This window comes from Bacillus sp. D48C (assembly GCF_053345735.1).
Window position 1 is genome coordinate 20,003 of record NZ_JBKFAQ010000014.1, and the last position, 20,084, is coordinate 40,086.

The 20,084-nt window shown below is 33.7% G+C and carries 23 protein-coding genes; 15 read left to right on the top strand and 8 right to left on the bottom strand.

Annotated features, from left to right (window positions below; all coding sequences use genetic code 11):
* Window positions 1-47: 47 nt before the first annotated feature.
* Window positions 48-227: an H-type small acid-soluble spore protein gene (locus ACLBXA_RS25020; RefSeq protein ID WP_001025734.1), complete on the bottom strand. Its 180-nt coding sequence runs from the start codon at window positions 225-227 to the stop codon at window positions 48-50.
* A gap of 66 nt (window positions 228-293) precedes the next feature.
* Window positions 294-1,508 (bottom strand): helix-turn-helix domain-containing protein, encoded by a 1,215-nt coding sequence (locus ACLBXA_RS25025; protein WP_000212330.1) that lies wholly within the window; start codon window positions 1,506-1,508, stop codon window positions 294-296.
* A gap of 117 nt (window positions 1,509-1,625) precedes the next feature.
* Between ACLBXA_RS25025 and ACLBXA_RS25030 the strand changes: the two genes are divergently transcribed.
* Complete coding sequence (locus ACLBXA_RS25030) at window positions 1,626-2,894, top strand: MFS transporter (protein WP_447617576.1); 1,269 nt, start codon at window positions 1,626-1,628, stop codon at window positions 2,892-2,894.
* A gap of 113 nt (window positions 2,895-3,007) precedes the next feature.
* On the top strand, window positions 3,008-3,532 hold the full coding sequence (locus ACLBXA_RS25035; RefSeq protein WP_000736443.1) for a DUF4398 domain-containing protein: 525 nt from the start codon (window positions 3,008-3,010) through the stop codon (window positions 3,530-3,532).
* 40 nt (window positions 3,533-3,572) lie between these two features.
* Here the strand turns inward: ACLBXA_RS25035 and ACLBXA_RS25040 are convergent, their stop codons facing one another.
* Window positions 3,573-4,466: a LysR substrate-binding domain-containing protein gene (locus tag ACLBXA_RS25040; RefSeq protein WP_447617577.1), complete on the bottom strand. Its 894-nt coding sequence runs from the start codon at window positions 4,464-4,466 to the stop codon at window positions 3,573-3,575.
* A 162-nt stretch (window positions 4,467-4,628) separates the two neighbouring features.
* Between ACLBXA_RS25040 and ACLBXA_RS25045 the strand changes: the two genes are divergently transcribed.
* Genes ACLBXA_RS25045 through ACLBXA_RS25065 form a run of 5 tightly spaced genes read left to right on the top strand, consistent with a single transcriptional unit; the run spans window position 4,629 to window position 10,420 of the window.
* Complete coding sequence (locus tag ACLBXA_RS25045) at window positions 4,629-5,621, top strand: ABC transporter ATP-binding protein (RefSeq protein ID WP_000355541.1); 993 nt, start codon at window positions 4,629-4,631, stop codon at window positions 5,619-5,621.
* Window positions 5,599-6,624: an ABC transporter substrate-binding protein gene (locus ACLBXA_RS25050; protein WP_069604197.1), complete on the top strand. Its 1,026-nt coding sequence runs from the start codon at window positions 5,599-5,601 to the stop codon at window positions 6,622-6,624. Before ACLBXA_RS25045 ends, ACLBXA_RS25050 begins: the two co-directional genes overlap by 23 nt.
* A gap of 12 nt (window positions 6,625-6,636) precedes the next feature.
* Entirely contained in the window at window positions 6,637-8,307 is a 1,671-nt protein-coding gene (locus ACLBXA_RS25055; protein ID WP_447617578.1) for an ABC transporter permease, read from the top strand.
* Window positions 8,304-9,566, top strand: coding sequence for an MBL fold metallo-hydrolase (locus ACLBXA_RS25060; protein WP_447617579.1), 1,263 nt, complete (start codon window positions 8,304-8,306; stop codon window positions 9,564-9,566). Before ACLBXA_RS25055 ends, ACLBXA_RS25060 begins: the two co-directional genes overlap by 4 nt.
* 20 nt (window positions 9,567-9,586) lie before the next feature.
* On the top strand, window positions 9,587-10,420 hold the full coding sequence (locus ACLBXA_RS25065; protein ID WP_000755315.1) for a hypothetical protein: 834 nt from the start codon (window positions 9,587-9,589) through the stop codon (window positions 10,418-10,420).
* 49 nt (window positions 10,421-10,469) lie between these two features.
* Here the strand turns inward: ACLBXA_RS25065 and ACLBXA_RS25070 are convergent, their stop codons facing one another.
* Window positions 10,470-10,892: a YfmQ family protein gene (locus tag ACLBXA_RS25070; RefSeq protein WP_000214581.1), complete on the bottom strand. Its 423-nt coding sequence runs from the start codon at window positions 10,890-10,892 to the stop codon at window positions 10,470-10,472.
* A 41-nt stretch (window positions 10,893-10,933) separates the two neighbouring features.
* On the opposite strand from ACLBXA_RS25070, the gene ACLBXA_RS25075 reads away from it, so the two are divergent.
* The 5 genes from ACLBXA_RS25075 to ACLBXA_RS25095 all read left to right on the top strand — a co-directional run bounded on the left by ACLBXA_RS25075 (window position 10,934) and on the right by ACLBXA_RS25095 (window position 13,699).
* Window positions 10,934-11,050: a hypothetical protein gene (locus ACLBXA_RS25075; protein WP_001987133.1), complete on the top strand. Its 117-nt coding sequence runs from the start codon at window positions 10,934-10,936 to the stop codon at window positions 11,048-11,050.
* Between the two features lie 65 nt (window positions 11,051-11,115).
* The gene (locus tag ACLBXA_RS25080; RefSeq protein ID WP_000108701.1) at window positions 11,116-11,277 is read left to right on the top strand and encodes a hypothetical protein; all 162 of its coding nucleotides are present in this window, start codon (window positions 11,116-11,118) and stop codon (window positions 11,275-11,277) included.
* A gap of 177 nt (window positions 11,278-11,454) precedes the next feature.
* The gene (locus ACLBXA_RS25085) at window positions 11,455-12,546 is read left to right on the top strand and encodes a serine hydrolase (RefSeq protein WP_447617580.1); all 1,092 of its coding nucleotides are present in this window, start codon (window positions 11,455-11,457) and stop codon (window positions 12,544-12,546) included.
* 116 nt (window positions 12,547-12,662) lie between these two features.
* Complete coding sequence (locus tag ACLBXA_RS25090; RefSeq protein ID WP_000208260.1) at window positions 12,663-13,238, top strand: histidine phosphatase family protein; 576 nt, start codon at window positions 12,663-12,665, stop codon at window positions 13,236-13,238.
* Window positions 13,239-13,327: 89 nt separating this feature from the next.
* Window positions 13,328-13,699 (top strand): hypothetical protein, encoded by a 372-nt coding sequence (locus tag ACLBXA_RS25095; RefSeq protein ID WP_000461779.1) that lies wholly within the window; start codon window positions 13,328-13,330, stop codon window positions 13,697-13,699.
* A 21-nt stretch (window positions 13,700-13,720) separates the two neighbouring features.
* On the opposite strand, the gene ACLBXA_RS25100 is transcribed toward ACLBXA_RS25095, so the two are convergent.
* The 3 genes from ACLBXA_RS25100 to ACLBXA_RS25110 are packed head-to-tail and all read right to left on the bottom strand — an operon-like array spanning window position 13,721 to window position 15,337.
* Window positions 13,721-14,653, bottom strand: a complete 933-nt coding sequence (locus ACLBXA_RS25100) for an alpha/beta fold hydrolase (protein WP_002083200.1) — start codon at window positions 14,651-14,653, stop codon at window positions 13,721-13,723.
* Entirely contained in the window at window positions 14,614-14,943 is a 330-nt protein-coding gene (locus ACLBXA_RS25105) for a DUF3147 family protein (RefSeq protein ID WP_000545623.1), read from the bottom strand. The genes ACLBXA_RS25100 and ACLBXA_RS25105 overlap by 40 nt, the downstream gene beginning before the upstream one ends.
* Window positions 14,927-15,337 (bottom strand): MarR family winged helix-turn-helix transcriptional regulator, encoded by a 411-nt coding sequence (locus ACLBXA_RS25110; protein WP_001059787.1) that lies wholly within the window; start codon window positions 15,335-15,337, stop codon window positions 14,927-14,929. Before ACLBXA_RS25110 ends, ACLBXA_RS25105 begins: the two co-directional genes overlap by 17 nt.
* A gap of 121 nt (window positions 15,338-15,458) precedes the next feature.
* Here ACLBXA_RS25110 and ACLBXA_RS25115 point away from each other — a divergent pair, with 121 nt between their 5' ends.
* Window positions 15,459-16,286, top strand: a complete 828-nt coding sequence (locus tag ACLBXA_RS25115; protein WP_002083203.1) for a protein phosphatase 2C domain-containing protein — start codon at window positions 15,459-15,461, stop codon at window positions 16,284-16,286.
* Window positions 16,287-16,328: 42 nt separating this feature from the next.
* Here ACLBXA_RS25115 and asnB read toward each other — a convergent pair whose 3' ends face one another.
* Window positions 16,329-18,152: an asparagine synthase (glutamine-hydrolyzing) gene (asnB, locus tag ACLBXA_RS25120; protein WP_000334020.1), complete on the bottom strand. Its 1,824-nt coding sequence runs from the start codon at window positions 18,150-18,152 to the stop codon at window positions 16,329-16,331.
* Between the two features lie 261 nt (window positions 18,153-18,413).
* Here asnB and ACLBXA_RS25125 point away from each other — a divergent pair, with 261 nt between their 5' ends.
* Both ACLBXA_RS25125 and ACLBXA_RS25130 read left to right on the top strand, forming a co-directional pair.
* Window positions 18,414-18,980, top strand: coding sequence for a sigma-70 family RNA polymerase sigma factor (locus ACLBXA_RS25125; protein WP_044783488.1), 567 nt, complete (start codon window positions 18,414-18,416; stop codon window positions 18,978-18,980).
* Window positions 18,977-20,083, top strand: a complete 1,107-nt coding sequence (locus tag ACLBXA_RS25130) for a DUF4179 domain-containing protein (RefSeq protein WP_044783487.1) — start codon at window positions 18,977-18,979, stop codon at window positions 20,081-20,083. The genes ACLBXA_RS25125 and ACLBXA_RS25130 overlap by 4 nt, the downstream gene beginning before the upstream one ends.
* Window position 20,084: the final 1 nt, after the last annotated feature.

Here is a 20,084-nt window from a genome sequence, read left to right on the forward strand (position 1 = left end):
TTTTGATTCATAAGAAAAATGCCACTTCAAAAGAGAAGTGGCATTTCTTATATTTCCTCTAAGCTATTAACTGGAACAGTTAATTCGCGTCCTGGGTTTTTTACTTCATATATGCGGGCGGTTTCATTGCTTTCATCGACGTGTTGAATCATAACAGGCATGCCTTGAAAACTGACATTGGCTTGTTCCGCTGACACAGAAAGCTCTATTGCACGTTGTATATTCATTTATATTCCTCCCATCATTATTATCTTTGCTAAAAAAGAGGAATAATATACCATTTTGAGACATTCTTAAAGTTTTTGTATTATTTGTAATGTTTCTTTAATAAATGAAGTGAAGATGGAATCAGGATAGGACTGTACGATTTCATATGCTTCTGTTACTTCTTCAAGAGCTCTTTTTTTATCATTAAGTTTGACATAACAAAGAGCACGATATGCCCCAGCTGTTGTAAGCCGTGCGTGATCAAGTGGATGGTTTATATAATCTGGTATGATAGCACGTTGTAATGTTTTTAAAGCTTCTTCGTATTGTTTTAAACCATACAAAGCTTTTCCTTTTTCAAGATAATACGATCCATCATCTTGAAAAATTCGCTCATCTTTTAGTTGTTCTCGAAATTGTTCTACATGTTCTAATGCAATAGTATATTCATGAGTAATTGTGTTGTAGTAGTAAGCTTTTAAAAGATTAATAACCGCTGCAGATAAAGTATCTTCTGTAAAAATGGCAAATTGCTCTGATTTTTTTATGTAATGTAAATATTGTTCTTTATCAGCCGTTAGGACTTTTTGGTAAGATAAAATACGGTAAAATTCATCTGTTTTATAATACACTTGATGTTTTTTTGAAAATGCAAGCGCATCTAAAATGACACTTTCACATTGTTCGTAATTACCATATGCAAGAAAAATAATCGCCTCATATAAATATAACTCGATATGTATAATGAGATCCATTTCTAAATGTTTCTCTTCATAGTCATTTCGGATGCTAGCAATGAGTTGTAAACATTCAGCATACTTTTTACGTGTGAATATCGTAAAGGATAATTTTAATTTTGTTTCCGTACTTTCCCGGTATAACGTATATTTTTCAAAAATAGAAGTAGCCTTTTCCACGTAATGTTCAATATTGTAATCTTTCATTTTAGCCGCAGCTGTTACAAATTGTTTATATAAACGAGCGGTATTCAAAGTAGGAGGTAGCTCTTTTTGAACGATAGGTAGTAAAATCTCATATACTTCATCGTACTTATTTGCTTTTATTAGTTGTTCCATTTGTTGAATGAGTTCTATCTTTTCCACATCATCATCTTCTAGTAAAAAACTCGTTTCGCATCCAAGTTTTTCAGCAATATATTGTAATGTTTTCATGGAAGGTGTAGCTTTTCCGTTTTCAATTTGGCTTAGCATACTTTTTGTCAGCTCTGAACCTGCTAAATCAGTTTGAGTAAGCTTTTTTTCTTTTCGTAACGTTTTAATTTTTGCACCGAGAGTAGCCATTATATGCTCCTTTATAATTTAAAAGTTAAATACAATTAAACTTTTTATTGTAAAAATTGGAAAGTTGATTATATAATAAGTTTAACACAATTTAACTTTTAAGGGGAGAGTGTCATAATGGGGGATATAAATATAGGTCAAAATGATTGGAAAATGAAGATTGCAACGAGAAATATCATTTTAATGATGATTGGAAAAATGACGTCTTTATTAGGCGCAGGTATTTATACGTTCGCAATGGGGTTATATGTATTAAAGACTACTGGTTCAGGGATGGGGTTTGCAACTACGCTCGTTTGCGGATCACTTCCAAGGATGATCTGTGGCCCAATTGCTGGTGCTGTAGCAGACCGTGTGAATCGAAAATGGCTTGTCATTGGTACTGATTTATTAAGTAGCTTAACGATGCTTAGTATGTTTATTCTTGCTACTATATTTGGACCATCACTTCTTTTTATTTATATTTCAGCAGCATTATTATCAATTTGTGCAAGTTTTTATTCTGTTGCATTAACTTCGTCTATTCCGAGTTTAGTAGATGAAGGACGTATTCAAAAAGCGAGTGCTTTAAATCAAACGGCGGCTTCTTTATCAAATATTTTAGGACCGATTATTGGCGGAGTTGTATATGGTTTCTTTTCAATTAAATCGTTTTTCCTATTAAATAGTATTACGTTCTTTTTAGCGGTTATTTTGCAATTATTTATCGTATTTGATTTATATAAAAAAGAAGTGGCTGAGAGTACAGAGCATTTCTTGACGAGTATAAAAGAAGGTTTTTTATATGTAAAAAGACAACATGAAATATATGGTTTAATGAAAATAGCATTGTGGGTAAACTTTTTTGCGTGTGGTCTAACAGTTGCACTTCCTTACATTATCGTCCATACATTGCATTTATCTTCAAAGCAACTCGGTACTGTAGAAGGAATGTTAGCAGTCGGGATGCTAATGGGAGCGATTGCTTTATCAGTGCGTAAAGAAGTGAATACTCCGTTTCGTTCTATTTATACTGGACTGTTTTTGTTTGCAGGTTTAAGTTTATGTACAGTCTTTCCGTTGTTAGTTATCATTCCAAAAGTAGCAAGTTTTATTTACTATATTGCTTTTATGATGTTAACTGGTATAGCAATTATGATTGTAAACATTCCAATGCAAGTACATATGCAAAAAACGACAGATCCGAGCTACCTAGGGCGTATGTTTGGCCTACTTGAAACAATTGCGACTGCAATCGCACCACTTGGTATGATTGTATATGGACTACTATTAGATATGTTGCCAACTAGCATTGTTATGATGACATTAGGCGGAGGTTTATTGTTAGTTGTATTAGTAGGAATAAAGAAGCATGTAATGAAAAAGCAAGTGGATGTGTCTGTTTAAAAGGCAATTTGACTTAATAAAATAAAAATGACCGAATTAGTATTTTAGTTTTTGAAACTCTTTTTCATGTATGTTACAGTATAGTGAGCAGGCAAAGAAAAGGAGACAACAGCATGAAAAAATTAAGTTTTGTTATGCTTTTTCTATTAGTCGTAATGGCTGGATGTAGCAATTATGACACATATATTGAAACAGGTATGCAATCATTGAAAGATGAAAAGTATAGTGATGCAACAATGTGGTTCGAAAAAGCAGAAAAAGAGAAATCAGGAAATGAAGCGAAATCATATAAAGAAGTTGCTGAGAGAATGGATCACGGAGCAACAGCATTAAAAGACGGTAAGTATTTAGAAGCGAAAGACATTGCAAATGAAGTGTTACAAAAGAAAAAAGATGATGAACTTGAAAAAGCTGTAACATCAAATGCAGAGAATATGCTTCAAAAAGCAAAAGATGTGGAAGAGAAAGTAAATGAAAGAGTGGCAAAGCGTAGAAAGGTAGAAGAAGAAGGAATCGATAAACTTATTAAAGCTGTCGATAGTATAGATGAAGTGAAAGAAAAAGAGAAGAAAGTATCAGAAGCATTAGATAAGGCTGAAGAGGCGCAAGCAAAAATTGAGGCAAAGAAAAATAAATAGATTTATAGTTTAAAAGGCTGTCGTGCATAACGACAGCCTTTTAATTTTTTGTTGTAAATGAAGTGATGCTTTGTAGTAAAAAAGAAATGATTTTAGAATTCCATCTGTCCTCACGATGAATCGTATAAATATTACGCTGAAATTCAAATTCTGGGATTGGTATATAGCATAGCTCATTTCGTTGTATTTCTTGCTCAATAGCAAGTTTAGAAATAAAGGCAATTCCATTACCATATTTTAAAATTTGTTTCATCGTTTCCAATGAGTCTAATTCAATTTCAGATTGGAATGTAATGTTGTGCGCCAACGTCCATTGTGTAAGTAAATCTCTCGTTGTAGATGGATTACGATGCAATAGTATGCGTTCCTTTTCGATATTTTGTAACGATACATTGTCTTTCTTTGAAAAATGATGTTCTTTGGAAAAGGCAAGAACAAGTGTATCGGGCATTATATTCGTTTGTTTTAAAAGTGGTTCATCAAATGGAGCAGCGGAAATTATCCCAAGATCGATTTCGTGATTTTGTAGCATCATTCGAATTTCAGGGGCTGTTTTCACTAGTAGCGTTATTTTTATATTGGGAAATTCGCATTGAAATTGATGAACGACTTCTGGCAAAAGATAAGTCGCTGGTACATAACTAGCGCCGATTGTTATAGCACCTTTATGAAAATCTTTAAACTCTTGCGTGACACGTCTAGCTTCTTTCATAAGCGCATCTATTTTACAAGCATAATGGTGCAAAGCCTCACCAGCCTCTGTTAAGAAATACCTTCCAGAACGTAATTCAAATAAAGACACACCGAGTTCTTCTTCTAAGCTTTTTATATGAAATGTAATAGTTGGTTGTTTAACGCCAAGTTTTTCTGCAACGATTGTAAGCTTTTTGTATTTCTTAATAAGTACTACAATTTCTAATTTTAAGAGATTCATTATGAATTGCCGCCTTTTTTATTTTAACTATAGAAAAAATCTATAGAAATAAATAGTTTATTAGAAGTTTTTTAATTTAATCTTTACAGTACATTAACATTGAGTATAAATCTTCCATATAGAATGAAAGCAGGTTAAGAATGAGGGGAGAGAGGTGAAGCAATGGATATTACAATTAGTGGATTAGAAAAGACATTTGGAAAAATACAGGCGTTAAAGCCGTTGCAGATTGTAATGAAACAAGGGGAATTCACTACACTTTTAGGACCTTCGGGGTGTGGGAAAACGACTTTGCTTAGAATGATAGCAGGACTTGAAGAACCGGATAAAGGAGAAATATATTTTGGAGACCAGTGCATGTATTCTGCTACAAAAAAGATAAAGACATCTCCTCATGAACGGAATATCGGTATGGTATTTCAAGATTTTGCTTTATGGCCGCACATGACTGTTTTTGAAAATGTTGCATTTGGTTTAAGGGCTACAAAGCAAACGAATCATTTACGAGAAAAAGTAGAAGATGCGATAAAGCGAGTTCGCCTGCAAGGTATGGAGAAACGGTATCCACACGAACTTTCTGGTGGACAGCAACAACGTGTCGCATTCGCTAGAGCAATTGTAACAAAACCTCATTTTATTTTGTTTGATGAACCGCTAAGTGCACTCGATGCAATTTTGCGAGAAGAAATGAGAATAGAGCTTATGGATATCGTTCATTCCATTGGTTTAACTGCACTGTATGTCACTCACGATCAAACAGAAGCAATGTCAATGTCAGACCAAATTATTGTCATGAAACAAGGAGAAGTATTACAAAAAGGAACACCGGAAGATATTTATGTGAAACCGTCTCATGAATTTGTTGCCAAATTTGTTGGTAAGGCGAATTGGCTTGTAGAGGGTGAAAAAATGATTCGTCCAGAGCATGTGAGTTGGACAAAAAATGATGTGTGCGAAATGTATACAGGTGAAATTCAGCACGTTACATATGTAGGAGAACGTTATGAAGTGAAAGTAAATATGGGGACTTTAGGCATCTGGACAGCCTATCACAATAGTAAGCTAAGCATCGGGAAACCAGTATCGTTATATGTACCAAAAAAATGTATTCATCATATAGGGGGAGAATCGTATGAAGAAATTCAGTTCGCTTAAGTCTTTATTTGTATGTACTTTACTATTTTCTACTGTAGTAACGGGTTGTAGTTCAAAGACAGGTAATGCAGATGCAAAAAGTAAAAATACGAATGAAAAGAAAATTGTTGTATATAGTGCAGGGCCAAAAGGATTAGCAGAAAAAATTCAAAAAGACTTTGAAAAGAAAACTGGTATAAAGGTGGAAATGTTTCAAGGGACAACTGGTAAAATTTTAGCGAGAATGGAAGCTGAAAAGAAAAATCCAGTCGTTGACGTTGTCGTACTCGCTTCCTTACCAGCGATGGAAGGATTAAAGAAAGAGGGTCAAACGTTAGCTTATAAAGAGGCGAAACAAGCTGATAAGCTGCGTTCTGAATGGTCAGATGATAAAGGACATTATTTCGGGTATAGTGCTTCAGCATTAGGGATTGTGTACAATACAAAAAATGTGAAGACAGCGCCTGAAGATTGGAGCGATATAACGAAAGGAGAATGGAAAGGGAAAGTGAATCTTCCAGATCCAGCACTTTCAGGTTCAGCTTTAGATTTTGTAACAGGATATGTGAAAAAGAATGGAAAGGATGGATGGAATTTATTTGAGCAGCTTAAGAAAAATGAAGTTACAGTAGCAGGAGCAAATCAGGAAGCGTTAGACCCAGTTGTAACAGGTGCGAAAGATATGGTAATTGCGGGTGTTGATTATATGACGTACAGCGCAAAAGCAAAGGGTGAACCTGTTGATATCGTATATCCAAAAAGCGGAACAGTTATTAGTCCACGCGCAGCGGGGATTATGAAGGATAGTAAAAATGTAGAAGGCGCAAAAGAGTTTATTGATTATTTATTATCCGATGATGTACAAAAACAAGTTTCTAAAGCGTATTTATTGCCTGGTAGAACAGATATAAAAGCTGAAAATAGACCAAATGTAGAAGAGATTCCAGTATTAAATATTGATTGGAAAACAGTTGAGAAAGAGCAAGATGAAATAGGAAAACAATTTAAGAAAGTATTTCAATAAGATGGTGATTCCATGGTAAATCGATTCGTATCAGTAAGACAAGTTGGAATGACGGTAGCGTTATTGCTTGTGGCGATGTTAATCGTCATTCCCCTTTTTCTTATTTTGTTTTCTAGTATATATGAAAATAGTAGTTGGAACTTTTTAAAGCCTTTTGAAGTGATGCAGAGTGGTGGATTAGCTGGGATTTTTCTGAATTCGATGCTTCTAGGTGTACTCGTTGTAATAGGTGCTACAATATTTGCATTTCCATTGGCATTTATTATGAGCAAAACAGATGTAGGAAAGTATAGTAAGTTAGATATTGTTTTTATGATTCCAATTATGACACCGCCGTATATTGGATCGATGGGCTGGATTTTGTTCATGCAACCTAACGGCTATTTTGAACAATTTTTCCCGATGCTAAAGACAGTTTCATCATCGTTTTTTAGTTTAGGAGGTATGGTATTAATTATGAGTCTGCATTTATTCCCATTCCTTTATTTCATGCTGAAAAACACGTTACTTCAGATTGGGAGTAGTAAAGAAGAAGCTGCAGCAGTTCATGGCGGAAGTTTTTTCTATCGTTTAAGAAAAATAATATTGCCGTTATTAGTATCAAGTTATGTAATGGGTGCTTTACTCATTTTCGTAAAGACGATTGCTGAATTTGGAACACCGGCTACATTCGGACGTAGAATAGGATTCCACGTGTTAACATCAGAAATCCATAAATTTATTTCGAGTTGGCCAATTGATTTTAGTAGTGCAACAGCATTATCTTCTTTATTACTTAGTGCTTGTATGCTCATTTGGTATATGCAAAATGTATTGAATCGAAAGTATTCATATGCAATAGTTAGTGGAAAAGGTGTGAAATCTAAAAGATATACTTTGTCTATATTTACGCGCGTTGTAGCATGGATGTATGTAATTGGTTTATTAATCGTATCAATTGGAATTCCATACTTTTCTATACTTATTGCTTCTTTTTCAAAATTAAGAGGCAGCGGTTTACATGTAAATAACTTTACAACAAGTCATTATGAGGCATTGTTTACAATGGGGTCTCCGGGATTAGAGGCTTTATGGAATAGTTTTCTTTTTTCACTCGTAACAGCGATTATTGCGGTAATGATTGGAGTCTTTTTGGCACTTATGATTCGAAAGGGGAAAAAAACCTCTGAAAAATGGCTTGATATGTGCGGTATGTTACCGAATATGGTACCAGGAATCGTTATGGTTGTAGGTCTTATTCTATTTTGGAATTCACCATATATGCCTATGTCAATTTACAATACACCAGTCATGGTTATCGTAACGTATGTTGTGCTGTTTTTACCTTACACGGTGCAATATGTAAAATCATCACTCGGACAAATTGATGATTCTCTCATGCAGGCAGGAAGTGTTTTTTCTGGAAATTATATTTATATTTTTAGAAAAATAATATTGCCTCTTATTATCCCAGGTATTCTTGCTGGATGGGCGATGACATTTACAATTTCGATAAGAGAGTTAGTAGCATCGCTTCTCGTATTACCTCCATCAGTAGAAACGTCAGCAACGTTTATTTTTGCCCAATTTGAACAGGGTGAAGTATCTATAGGCATGGCGATGGCTGTTGTTTCTGTTGGACTTACAACAATATGCTTATTACTGCTACAACATATGGAGCAAAAACGAAAAGGGGTAGTATGATGAGAGTGGAAGTATGGGGAGGAGCAGGAGAGTACGGTCGCTCCTGCTATTTTGTAAAAAATAAAGAGACGAAAATATTATTTGATTGTGGTATTAATCGATCTTATGAGGATGGTTATCCAAAAATAGAGAGAGAAGCTGCTCCATTTTTAGATGCGGTATTTTTATCACATATTCATGAAGATCATACGATGGGTTTACCTTTATTAGCGAAGTATGGATATAAGAAAAAAATTTGGACGACTCGTTATACGAAGGAGCAACTGCCGTTATATTATGAAAAATGGAGAAACTATAATGTGATGCAAGGGTGGAATTTACCTTATAGCGACCAACACATAAAAGATTTAAATTATGTATGTATTGATGAGATTAGTAATCCAAATGAATGGATACAAATTACTCCTACATTGCGGTTTCAGTGGGGATATAGTGGGCATGTATTAGGAGCTGTTTGGTTTTTAGTTGATTTGTGTAATACATACGTGTTCTATTCCGGCGATTATTCAGCAGAGTCTAATATACTACGAGCTAATTTACCTGAGAAATTGGGCCACAATATAAAAGTTGCAATTGTAGATGCCGCTTACCACACAGATGATGTTTCGCAAAATGAAAGATTAGATGATCTATGTGCAGAAATTGAGCGAGTTATGCAGAATAAAGGAATAGCATTGCTACCGCTGCCACAACTTGGTAGGGCGCAAGATATAGTATTGTATTTATATGAACGATATAAAGAATTTCCGCTTATAGTAGATAAAGAAATTTTGGCTGGATTTGAAGAGATGTTCATATATAAAGATTGGATAAAAAATAATGAAGAACTTAAATGGATTATGGAGAGTTTAAAAAGAAACATAATAGTGATGGATAATGACATTAGTATGCAAAATAGTTATGGAATAGTTGTAATGAGTGATGCGAATATGCAAACGAAACGAGCACAGTTATGCTATGAACAGCTTCGGAATGAAAAACGTAATTCCGTTATTTTTACTGGGCATATTGCGAAAGGGAGTTTTGCAGAAAGAGTTATGAAAGAACATGTAAGGAGTACATGTAGGGTGAAGCGAGTTCCGTATAAAGTTCACCAAAGTATAAAAGACGTTAAAGAGATGTTAAATACATTATTACCAGAACATACGGTGCTAGTGCATGCTTTGAAAGAGGATACGGATCGATTACAACAAAAGCTAAGTACAGCAGGATATGAAAATGTATATTCACTTGCAATGGAACGTATAGAAGTCATTTAAAATGCAAAGGGGATAGGTATATGAAAAAAGTATTTGTATTCGTAAGCATTTTCTTTTGTTGTTTCCTTTATAACGTTAAGGAAGGGTTTGCAGCTAGTCCAATGAAACCTAGTTTTGAAGTGAAGTTATTATTGAAGCCAGAACAAGTATTAGGTGATAACAAAGAGATGAAGCAAGAGGTACTAGAACATTTCCAGGCTGGTACAAAATATGAAAGAATACAAGTGCAATTTTTAGATACTGCGAATAAAAGTTTAAGCGAGGAAGGTTGGTTTGCTAGAATTCGAAAGAAAGAATTTAGTAAAGATTTTGAACTAACATATAAAAAAAGATATCCTATTCCAAATGGTGTAATTCAAGATGCACTAGAAGTAGCTAAAAAAGAAGGATTCGATAGTAATACGGATAGTTATGAGGCGGAAATAGATTGGGGATTTGAGAAGAAAACATTAAGCATTTCAAATAAGAAAAGTTACAGTGCTAAAGGATATGGAATACTTGATTTACCAAATAAACAAGCTGCTCAAAACATGTTAATAGAAAAATTACCAGGGAAAATGAACAAATGGTTGTATACAAATTGGGGAGAAGAGATGTTAAAGAATTCCCGTATTTACGGTCCTGTATTAATGAAACGATATACAGGAGAGTTTGAAAACATAAAAGCAAATATTGAAATTTGGCCATTAAGTAATACAGGAAAATTAGAAGATGACTTCGTAATAGAAGTGTCATTTAAAACAAATGAAGAAAGTATTGCGACAAAACAAAGGGAATTATTAATGGCGAGTTTAGAGAAAAAAGGCTGGTTGTTACCGAAAGATAGTTTGAAGACAGAGCTTATTTTTCAGTAAATAGTAAAAAGGAATCCATATGCCATGGATTCCTTTTTATATATGAGTATTAAGCTAAATCAGCTGACACGAACATATCACTATTTTGAAGGTTTTTAGAGCGTAAACTATACGCAACTACCTTCTTTTTATATTGTTTTACAACATCAACATGCTCTTCATGACTATAAATATAAAATGTAAAATCTTTTTTACCACGTTTTGCATTGATAATTAAAGGAGTGCCTTCATTATGGGGTGGTGCATAATAGCGATCTAAAAATAAACCTTCGTTAAAATCATGAATAATTTTTGATTTCTGTTCGCCTACTAAGTTATTTCCGTTCATTGTAACAGTCACATTCTCTTCTTCGAGTTGTGGATGTGTTTCAAAGCGACTAATAATGGATTCAATAACAGAGTTAGGAAGGCTAGAAACGATAATTTTAAATGCTCCAAATACAACTAACATTACAATAAACCAAGTCGTCATAGTATATCATCCCCTTTATTCTATTTAATAATATAACTCATATGGTAATAGTACATATGGTGAAGTTTTGTATAATTTGTGAAAAATATGCCATTTTCACGAACGAAATGTTAGAAAAATCAATTTTGTTACAAAAAGTTGAAATCGAAGTATTTTAAAAGAAAAAGGTTTATAATAAAAATATAACTAATAACCACATTACTAATTATAAGGAAGTGTAACTATGAGTACTGTAGCAATCGTATATGGTATTATTCTTTCCACAATTATTGTTTTGTTTTTTGTTGGGGTTTCACGTTATATTCATAAATGGAAAGAAGGCGTTGCGAAATTAAATCACATTGAAGAAGAACTTAGTGATTTAATGTTACATCATGGTAAGTAAACATTTATTTTTTAACTAAAAAATGTGAAGGATATCACAAAACATGCTTTCCTAATGAAGGCATGTTTTTTTGTTGTTTAAGAAAAGAAGTGTTTTTGTATAAATAATCTAATTATTACTTAAAAAGGGAAATTTATTTAGTATAATATATAATATGTTTATTTTAGGGGGAGTATCATGAGGGGATTAAAAGTTGTTGGAATTATAGCTGGAATTACTATAGTAGGCTGTATAGCTTTCTTTTCAGTGAAGGAATATGTCAATTCCAAAGAAGACTCTAATTATGTGCTAAATTACATAAAAGAACATAAGGATGATAAAACAACTTCTTTAATTGTTAAAAGAAATGGTGAAACATTGACATCAATAAATGAAAAAGAAAAATTACCGCTAGCAAGTATGTCGAAAATCGTTATAGCAATTGAATATGCTAAGCAAGTAGCTGAAGGGAAAATAAGAAAAGACGAGAAAATTTCATTGAAAGAATTAGAAAAATACTATGTGAAAAATACTGATGGTGGTGCACACCCTGCATGGCTAGATGATGTAAAAGATAAAGAGTTAGTGAAGGGTGGTCAAACTTCTTTAGAAGAAGTAGTGAAAGGAATGATCCATTATAGTTCGAATGCGAATGCATCATATTTATTGGACAAGCTTGGAGCAGCGCGGATAAATGAAAGTTTGAAAGAGTTAGGCTTAAATAGTCACGATGAATTTTATCCAACGTATACAGGGGCATTATATATGAGGGGCTATGTTGAAAAAGAACTGCATATTCCTCAAAATAAAGCATTGGACAAGCTACGTAATATGTCTAATGATGAATATGTTAAGCATGTATGGCAAATACATGAATGGATGAAAGACGAGAAAGAATGGACAAAACGCGAGATATCGTTAAAAGCCGATATGGATTTTCAGCGTATTTGGTCAGATCGGTTTATAGGTGCAAATGCGAAGGATTACATGAGTTTATTGGAAAAGATAAATAGCAGAAATTATTTTACACCACAAATGCAAGGTGAGGTTGAGAATATATTTAAAGGAACCGTAGGAGAGGGTATATTCGAATTTGCTGGACAGAAAGGTGGTTCTACGGCATTTGTATTAACAAATAGTTTCTATGGTACTGATAAAAAAGGGAATAAGATTGAGATTGTCTTTATGATGAACAATTTGAGTGAAAAAGCATTTGAAAAACTTCTAAGTAATATAGATTACTTTATTCGAGATATTGTCATAAGTGAGGAATTCAGAAATAAATTATAATGAAATAATTTTATTATGTAAACAAAGGGGCACTTATGAAAAGTGCTCTTTTGTAATACAGGATTTTCCAATCTTATTATTGAATATAGATGGAAAATAAGATTGGAGGTTAAAAAATGACAACAATATATTTCGTTCGCCATGCCCACTCTACATATACAAAAGAAGAAAGGGAACGACCTTTATCTGAAAAAGGGCACTGTGATGCAGAGAATGTAACGCATTTATTAAAAGATAAACATATTGATGTTGTTATTTCTAGTCCGTACAAAAGAGCGATCCAAACTGTACAAGGAATTGCGAATACATATAAATTATTAATACAAACAGAAGAAGATTTGCGTGAAAGATTATTGAGTACAGAGCCAGTAGCAGATTTTAATGTTGCTATGCAGAATGTGTGGAAAGATTGGAGTTTTGCATACGAAGGCGGAGAATCGAGTGATGTCGCACAAAGGCGCGCTGTAATATGTATGCAAAATATATTAAAACAATATGAAGGTAAGAACATTGTAATAGGTACGCATGGGAATATTATGGTATTACTAATGAATTATTTTAATTCGAAATATGATTTTGAGTTTTGGAAAACACTTCATATGCCTGATGTGTATAAATTAAATTTTGATAAAAATCGCTTCATTTCTGCTGAAAGAATAGAGAAAACAGGTCATCGGTTAAATATTTTGTAAAAGTTTATCAAAAAAAGAGGAAACAGAGAAGTTATTGTAGAAGTATGACTTTGTAACATAAAAAATATATGTTAAAGGAGGCTGTTTACATGTTTGAGAAAGAGAAAGAAGGGCTTATTGAAGTTCAAAACGTATATGAAATTGCACCAGAAGATGGAACAATTATTGGTATGGCAACGGAAGAAGAAATGGAAATTGCTGCTGAACTAGAGTTACAGTACTATGCTCATTCTCGTTTGTTAGAAGCAAATATTCAGTTAGACGGTTCCTCCTACAAAGAGTTACTTCAGGAGTTCCAGGAGTACGAAAGAAAATCAATGAGCTTTTGGCGAGCGATACATAAACGTTTAGCTGTGCCATGGGCGTGGGTACTACGTATTGATGTTGCGAATGGCCCTATATATGTAAGTAATGGTAGTTCATATTACGAAGAAATCGATGATGAAGAAGATTATGAATAGAAGATAAGTAAGGAAGCAGCTTTAGTTGCTTCCTTTTTTGATTTGTAAGAAATGAATTGCTTCAATAATAATATCTGGTCGATCATTTTCTATACCGTGACTAGCATGTTGGGCAAGAATATAGTGGCTGTTAGTTGAGAGGTGTAATTGTTCATGAATTAGTTCTTGCCACATTGCTTCAAGTTGTGTTGCTTCCTCTTTTGGCATGCCACCATTAGTCAATTGAGTAATAGAATATTGAGGATCTCTACCGATAACGATTAATGGTATTTCTAATGTTTTACATAGCTCTTTTAGTGAGAGAGCACAGTTTTTCCACTCAGATAGTTCAGAAGCTGTCGCTTTATATAATGAGGCGGAGGTAGAGAATTCAATTTGCTGTTTTGATTGATTGGCGAGCATAGATTTTAGTTCATTATAAAGTGTGTCTACATCCATTTTGGAATACATATTATATTTTTGAAACCAAACATCATCAGAATCAGTTTGATCAGAAATTGGTAAATGAAGTTCATCTAAACGGTGTAAGTTCATCGAAGTAGAATCAACTAAAATAAGTGCTTGCAGCTTATCTTCATGTAACATCGCAAAATGTTGTGCACATAATCCTCCGTAGGAATGACCGATTAGAATAAATGGCTCTTGAATAGCTAGTTTGTTTAGTAACATATGTAGCTCTTTTGTAACTTGCCTTATTGTACGCGGCTGATGGCCTACATCACTTTTTCCGTAACCTGGGCGATGGTATGAAACGACTGTAAAGTACTCTGAAAGCTTTTCTATAATAGGAAACCAATCATAAAATGAGCAACTCATTCCGGTTTGAATGACTACAGTTTGTTTACCACTTCCTTTTATATGTACTTCTATATTTTGCCCCATTATTTCTACAAATTTATGAATGTTAATTCCTCCTAAGCTTGAAATAATTTTTGACAAGCAAAAACGATACACCAAACACCTATACCGAGTAGGACAGATGTACTAAGTGTAAATGAATTTTTTAAACCAATATAGACGATAAATAATAGTAGTGCTGATGCGGGGAATCCATATAATACCCCTAAAGCAAATTGACTTAATTCTTGTTTATTCCCGCCTTCGAATGAAATCCAAAATAGACTAAGTAAACTAACGAGTGGAAGGGCAGCAATAAAGCCACCTATCGTACTGAAATGTTTAGCAACTTCAGTGATAACGCCGATAATAAGTGCCGAAACGATTACTTTAACGAGGAAATGCATATTTTGCCTCCTTCGCTAATAACGAAAATGCTTTTTCAATTAATTGTTGTTCTTCTTTTGATAACTGTGATTCTAATATTTTTATCTTTTCTTTATCCAGTAAAGTATGTTTTTCTAATACTTCAATCCCTTCAATTGTTAATGTAAGGTTTACCACTCTTTCATCTTGTTTATTTCTCTCTTTAACGATGAAGCCCTTTTGAATAAGGCGCTTTATGTGTTCAGACGCTGTGTTATGAGAAAGACTAAGCTCAGTAGCGACTTTTCCAATTGTTATATCTTTCTCACGAGAAACGATTTGTAAAATACGAATTGCTTGGTGGGAAAGGTTGTCCTCGTATTCGTATCGTAAGTGATAATAAATGCTCTCCCAATGTTGATTAATGTTGTTCATAATAATAAATCCCCTTTTTATATCGTATAGTAAGATATATTCGTTATTTTAGAAATAAAATCCTTTTATTTGGATAAAAAATGTTGAAAAAGTTTATTTTTATTGAAATATAAGGTAATCTATGTGTAAAGGTATACATTTAGCAAGAGAGAGGATGATAGCTGTGAATACATTCAAATGGATTAGTCATGAACAGATGTATGTAGATGAAATACATGTTGAAAAATGTGGTCCTCTTTCAGTCGGCGTATATGGGGGGAATCAAGAGAGTGATGCATATGAACGAGGAGATGCGGTGCTTGCTTGGTGGGATCCTGAATTACAATTTGAATTTGTTATGATTTTTGATACACATCACAAAACAAAAAATATAGATTATATAATAGAAGCGATTTCGGCAAGAAAAGAAAAACTAAAAGAGTTATTCTCATATCCAATACATTTAGCTTTTCATCATACACATATGTACTTATTAGCGTTATTTACAGATGAGTTATTTATTAAAAAATGTGATCAAGATGATGAGGAACTCGCTTGCTTAATTTGTTTACGAAAAGGCGAATTTTTATATTGGTTATCAGTTGGTGATTGTTTCGCGTATTTATTCCATTCTGAGAAAACGAAAAATGGAAAAGGACGATTAAATAAACGGAAAAATTACGAATATATTGGTAGGAAAAATATTTTTGCAGCAAATACACCTTGCTTTACGTCAGGTGTAAGAGGATTAGAAAAAGGAATGAATCACATTGTAATGGCAACAGATGGTATTTTAGAGTGTGACAAACGAAGGTTTGATGATGATCAATCTTTAGTAGAAATATTACACGACGGAAGTTGCTTGCAGATTGAGCCCGTATTAACAAATGTATTGCAGTGGAAAGGTAGAGATTGTGCCACGATTATTGGATGGTCTATTGATACTGATAATAAACAATGTGCTAATTAATATAAAAGGAGTTCAAGGTTTTTATCCTTGAACTCTTTTTTGTTAAGCAATATGAATATGATATGTTTTCAACCATTCATTTACTTGTAGCATATACTCCATGGCACTTCTTGCCTCAAAATTGTTAATCTCTTTATTACTTTGATTAGCAATTGAAAGTAAGATGGAATGGTTAATAAGTGAGAAAATAGGATTGTTTTTATTGCTACACATATCAAGTGTTAAATTACGGATTGTTTGTAAGTAGTGTGGATCTTGTGAAGTTGGATAAGCACTTTTTCTTCTATTGCGTACATCGTCAGGTAAAGCTGGTTGTAGTGCTCTACGTAAAATGCCTTTTTCAATATTATCAATACTTTTTATGTTGAAAGGAACATTCCATAAATATTCAACTAATCTATAATCGCAAAACGGTACACGAACTTCAAAACCAACAGCCATACTCATACGATCTTTACGGTCAAGTAAGAAAGGAAGGAATCTCGTTAAAAATAAATAAAACATTTGGCGTTGTTTCGCGGATTTTTTACTTTCCCCTTCAAGAGTAGGTACTTCATGAACAGCTTCATGGAATCTTTTATTGATATAGTGTTCAGGATTACATTGCTTTGTTACTTCGTTTAATAATAGAGAAGATGTGTTTTTCCAGTTTGTTAACCATGGAAACTTATCTACATACAGTAGTTCTTCTTGATGAAACCAAGGATATCCCCCGAATACTTCATCAGCCGATTCACCAGATAAAGCTACGGTTGCATCTTTTTTCATTTCGCAAAATAGTAAATATAGTGAAGTTTCCATTTCGCCTGCACTTGGCAAATCTTTCGCATGGAGGGGAACGAATAAGTGATTTGCTAATTCTTCAGCATTCACAATAATGTCATGATGCGATGTCCCTACATGTTCGGAAACACGTTTTACCCAAGGAGCGTCTAAGCCAGTGCGAGCAAATGTCAGCTCGAAATCTTTGGCGCTATTTAAAAAGTCGATTGAATACGTGTGAAGTGTTTCGTGCTCCTCTGCAAATTCTTTACCTGCAAGTGCAGTAATACCGCTAGAGTCTAATCCGCCTGATAACATACAAACGAGAGGAACATCGGCAATTAATTGTCTTTTTACTGTGTCTTGTAAAATAGATAAAATATGCGAAGATGTATCTTCTATAGAGTCTGTATGGATCTTACTTTCTAAATTCCAATACTTCGTAACTACTTTTTTATGACGTGTAAATGTTATAGAATGTCCAGCACGTACTTCTTGAATATGCTTAAACACACCACATCCTGGAGTGCGAAATAAGCCTAATCCAAATATTTCATTTATTCCATCCGCATCAATTTCAGCAGGGACAGATGGATGCGCTAATAATGCTTTAATTTCAGAGCCGAAAATAATACTGCCATTTCTTTCTGTAAAAAAGAGCGGTTTTACACCTAAATGATCTCGTGCTAAAAACAATTGTTGCTTCTGTTCATCCCATAATGCAAAAGCGAAAATTCCGTTTAAATGTCGTACGCAGTCTTCTTTCCATTCTAAATAAGCATGTAGTAATACTTCTGTATCTGAATGGGTTTCAAATGTATGACCACATTTTTGAAGTTGCTCTCTCAGTTCACGGAAATTATAAATTTCTCCATTATAAGTAAGAGCATACGTATAATCACCAGCACGAAATGTCTTCGGCTGCGTCCCGCCTTCTGGATCAATAACAATTAAACGTCGGTGTGCAAAGGCCGCGCGAGGTGAAAACCAAAATCCTTCAGCATCAGGACCACGATGCTGGATACTATTTGCCATCTTTTCTAAAATAACATGTTCATTGGAGAGATCCTTATTCCAATTTACCCAACCTGTAATTCCACACATACACATCTCATCTCCTAATTTTAAAAATATATTAATGAAATAAAATGTACACCAAATTAAAGAATGACTATATAAATAGTGTACTACATGAATTAAATTGTGGACTTGAGAAAATTTTCTTTGAACGCATAGTCATGTGAGACAATGGCTAAGGGGAAGTATTCCATTACATACAAAAAATAAAAAAGATGAGAGAAAAAATTTCTTCAGACGTTATATAGGGTGTAAAAGCTTTTACAAAACAATAAGGGGAATCGCTACATGAAATCAAATGAGAAAAATTTTATAAAAAGATTACAGCGGCAAAAAGAAGACGCGTTAGAATTTGTTGTCGATACATACTTACCACTCATAAAGGGGATTACGCATAAAGTTCTACTTCCAATTCAAAATGATGGACTCATAGAGGAATGTATAAATGATATATTTCTTTCCATTTGGAATAACGCAAATAAATTCCATGGAGAGCCGAGTGATTTTAAAAAGTGGATTGCAGCGATTGCAAAGTTTAAAGCAATTGATTATTACCGAAAAGCGACTAAAAAAGTAGAAATTATTTCAGATGAGTTTCATATCAGTACAGAAAAATCAGCAGAAGACGAATTAATCGTTATGGAAGATAGGGAAGAATTATTGAAGCTCATTAATCAATTAGAACCGTTAGATCAAAAGGTATTCATTATGAAATATCTCCTCGGTATGAAGACAGAGGAAATTGGAGAAAAATTAAGATTAACTCGAGCAGCTATAGATAATCGAGTGTACCGGGGGAAAAAGAAACTACAACAAAATGCTACGAAAATTAGTTTTGGAGGTAGTGCAATATGAAAGACATTTATGAACTATTGAATAATATTGATATAGATGAAAAAGAACTAGAGGAAATTGAGGCTTCTGAAATTGAAAAAGAAAAAGTGAAGCGTAATGTAAAACAATCGATACGTACGAAGAAAAAGATGAAAAGTTGGAAAAAAGGTGTCGCTGCTGCATCTATTTTAGTAGGACTATCAGTTGTAACACTTGGTATTGGTTTTCCAACCTATGCTGGAGGTCTTCCTATAGTAGGAGATATATTCCGATTTTTAGATAATGGTAGAACAGGGCTACATGAAAATTATAAAGAGTTTTCGACTGAATTGAATATGACGAGAGAGAGTAATGGGGTTAAGGTTACAATTAATGATGCTGTGTTTGATGGGAGAACTGTAACGATAACGTATTCTATCGAAAGTGAAAAAGATTTAGGAGAGCATCCGAGCATATTTGGTTCCCCGCAAGTAAGCATGTCTAATGGTGCGGCTGGAAGTTCTAAAACTACGAAAGTAGGAGATAAAAAATATGTAGGTATGACTACAACAAGTGATCTTGGTAGTAAAAGAATGGACGTTGCAAATGTTAGATGGAATATGGAATCAATTAATATGTACGAAGAAAAAAAATCAATAAAAGGGAATTGGAATTTTGCTCTTACTTTAAAGGCGATGGATAGTAAGGATATAAAAGTTAATGGGATTTCCGAAAAAGAAGGTATAAAAGTAAATATAGACAAAATGGAAGTAACACCTATGTCATTTATCGTTTTTTATAATCAGGAAGAATCTAAGGCATTAAGGCGCATATGGGATAGTGCAGATGTTGAGCTAGAAATAAAAGATGATTTAGGAAATCAATACGCTGGTGAAGGAAATGGCGGAACGGGTACAGTAGCAGAACCACATAAAAGTAGTTGGAGTACTACATTCCAAAAATTGAATAAAAATGCTACAAAGCTTATCGTTACGCCTCATGTGAATTTGCGAGTGCATACACCTGAAAATCATGGTGGAGTGGAGTATGTGAATGGAAAAGAGAAGAAAATTGAAGTGCCGAAAAAAGAAGCGAAGAGTAAAGATATTGTTCTAGATGATATCATAATTGATTTAAAGAAATAGA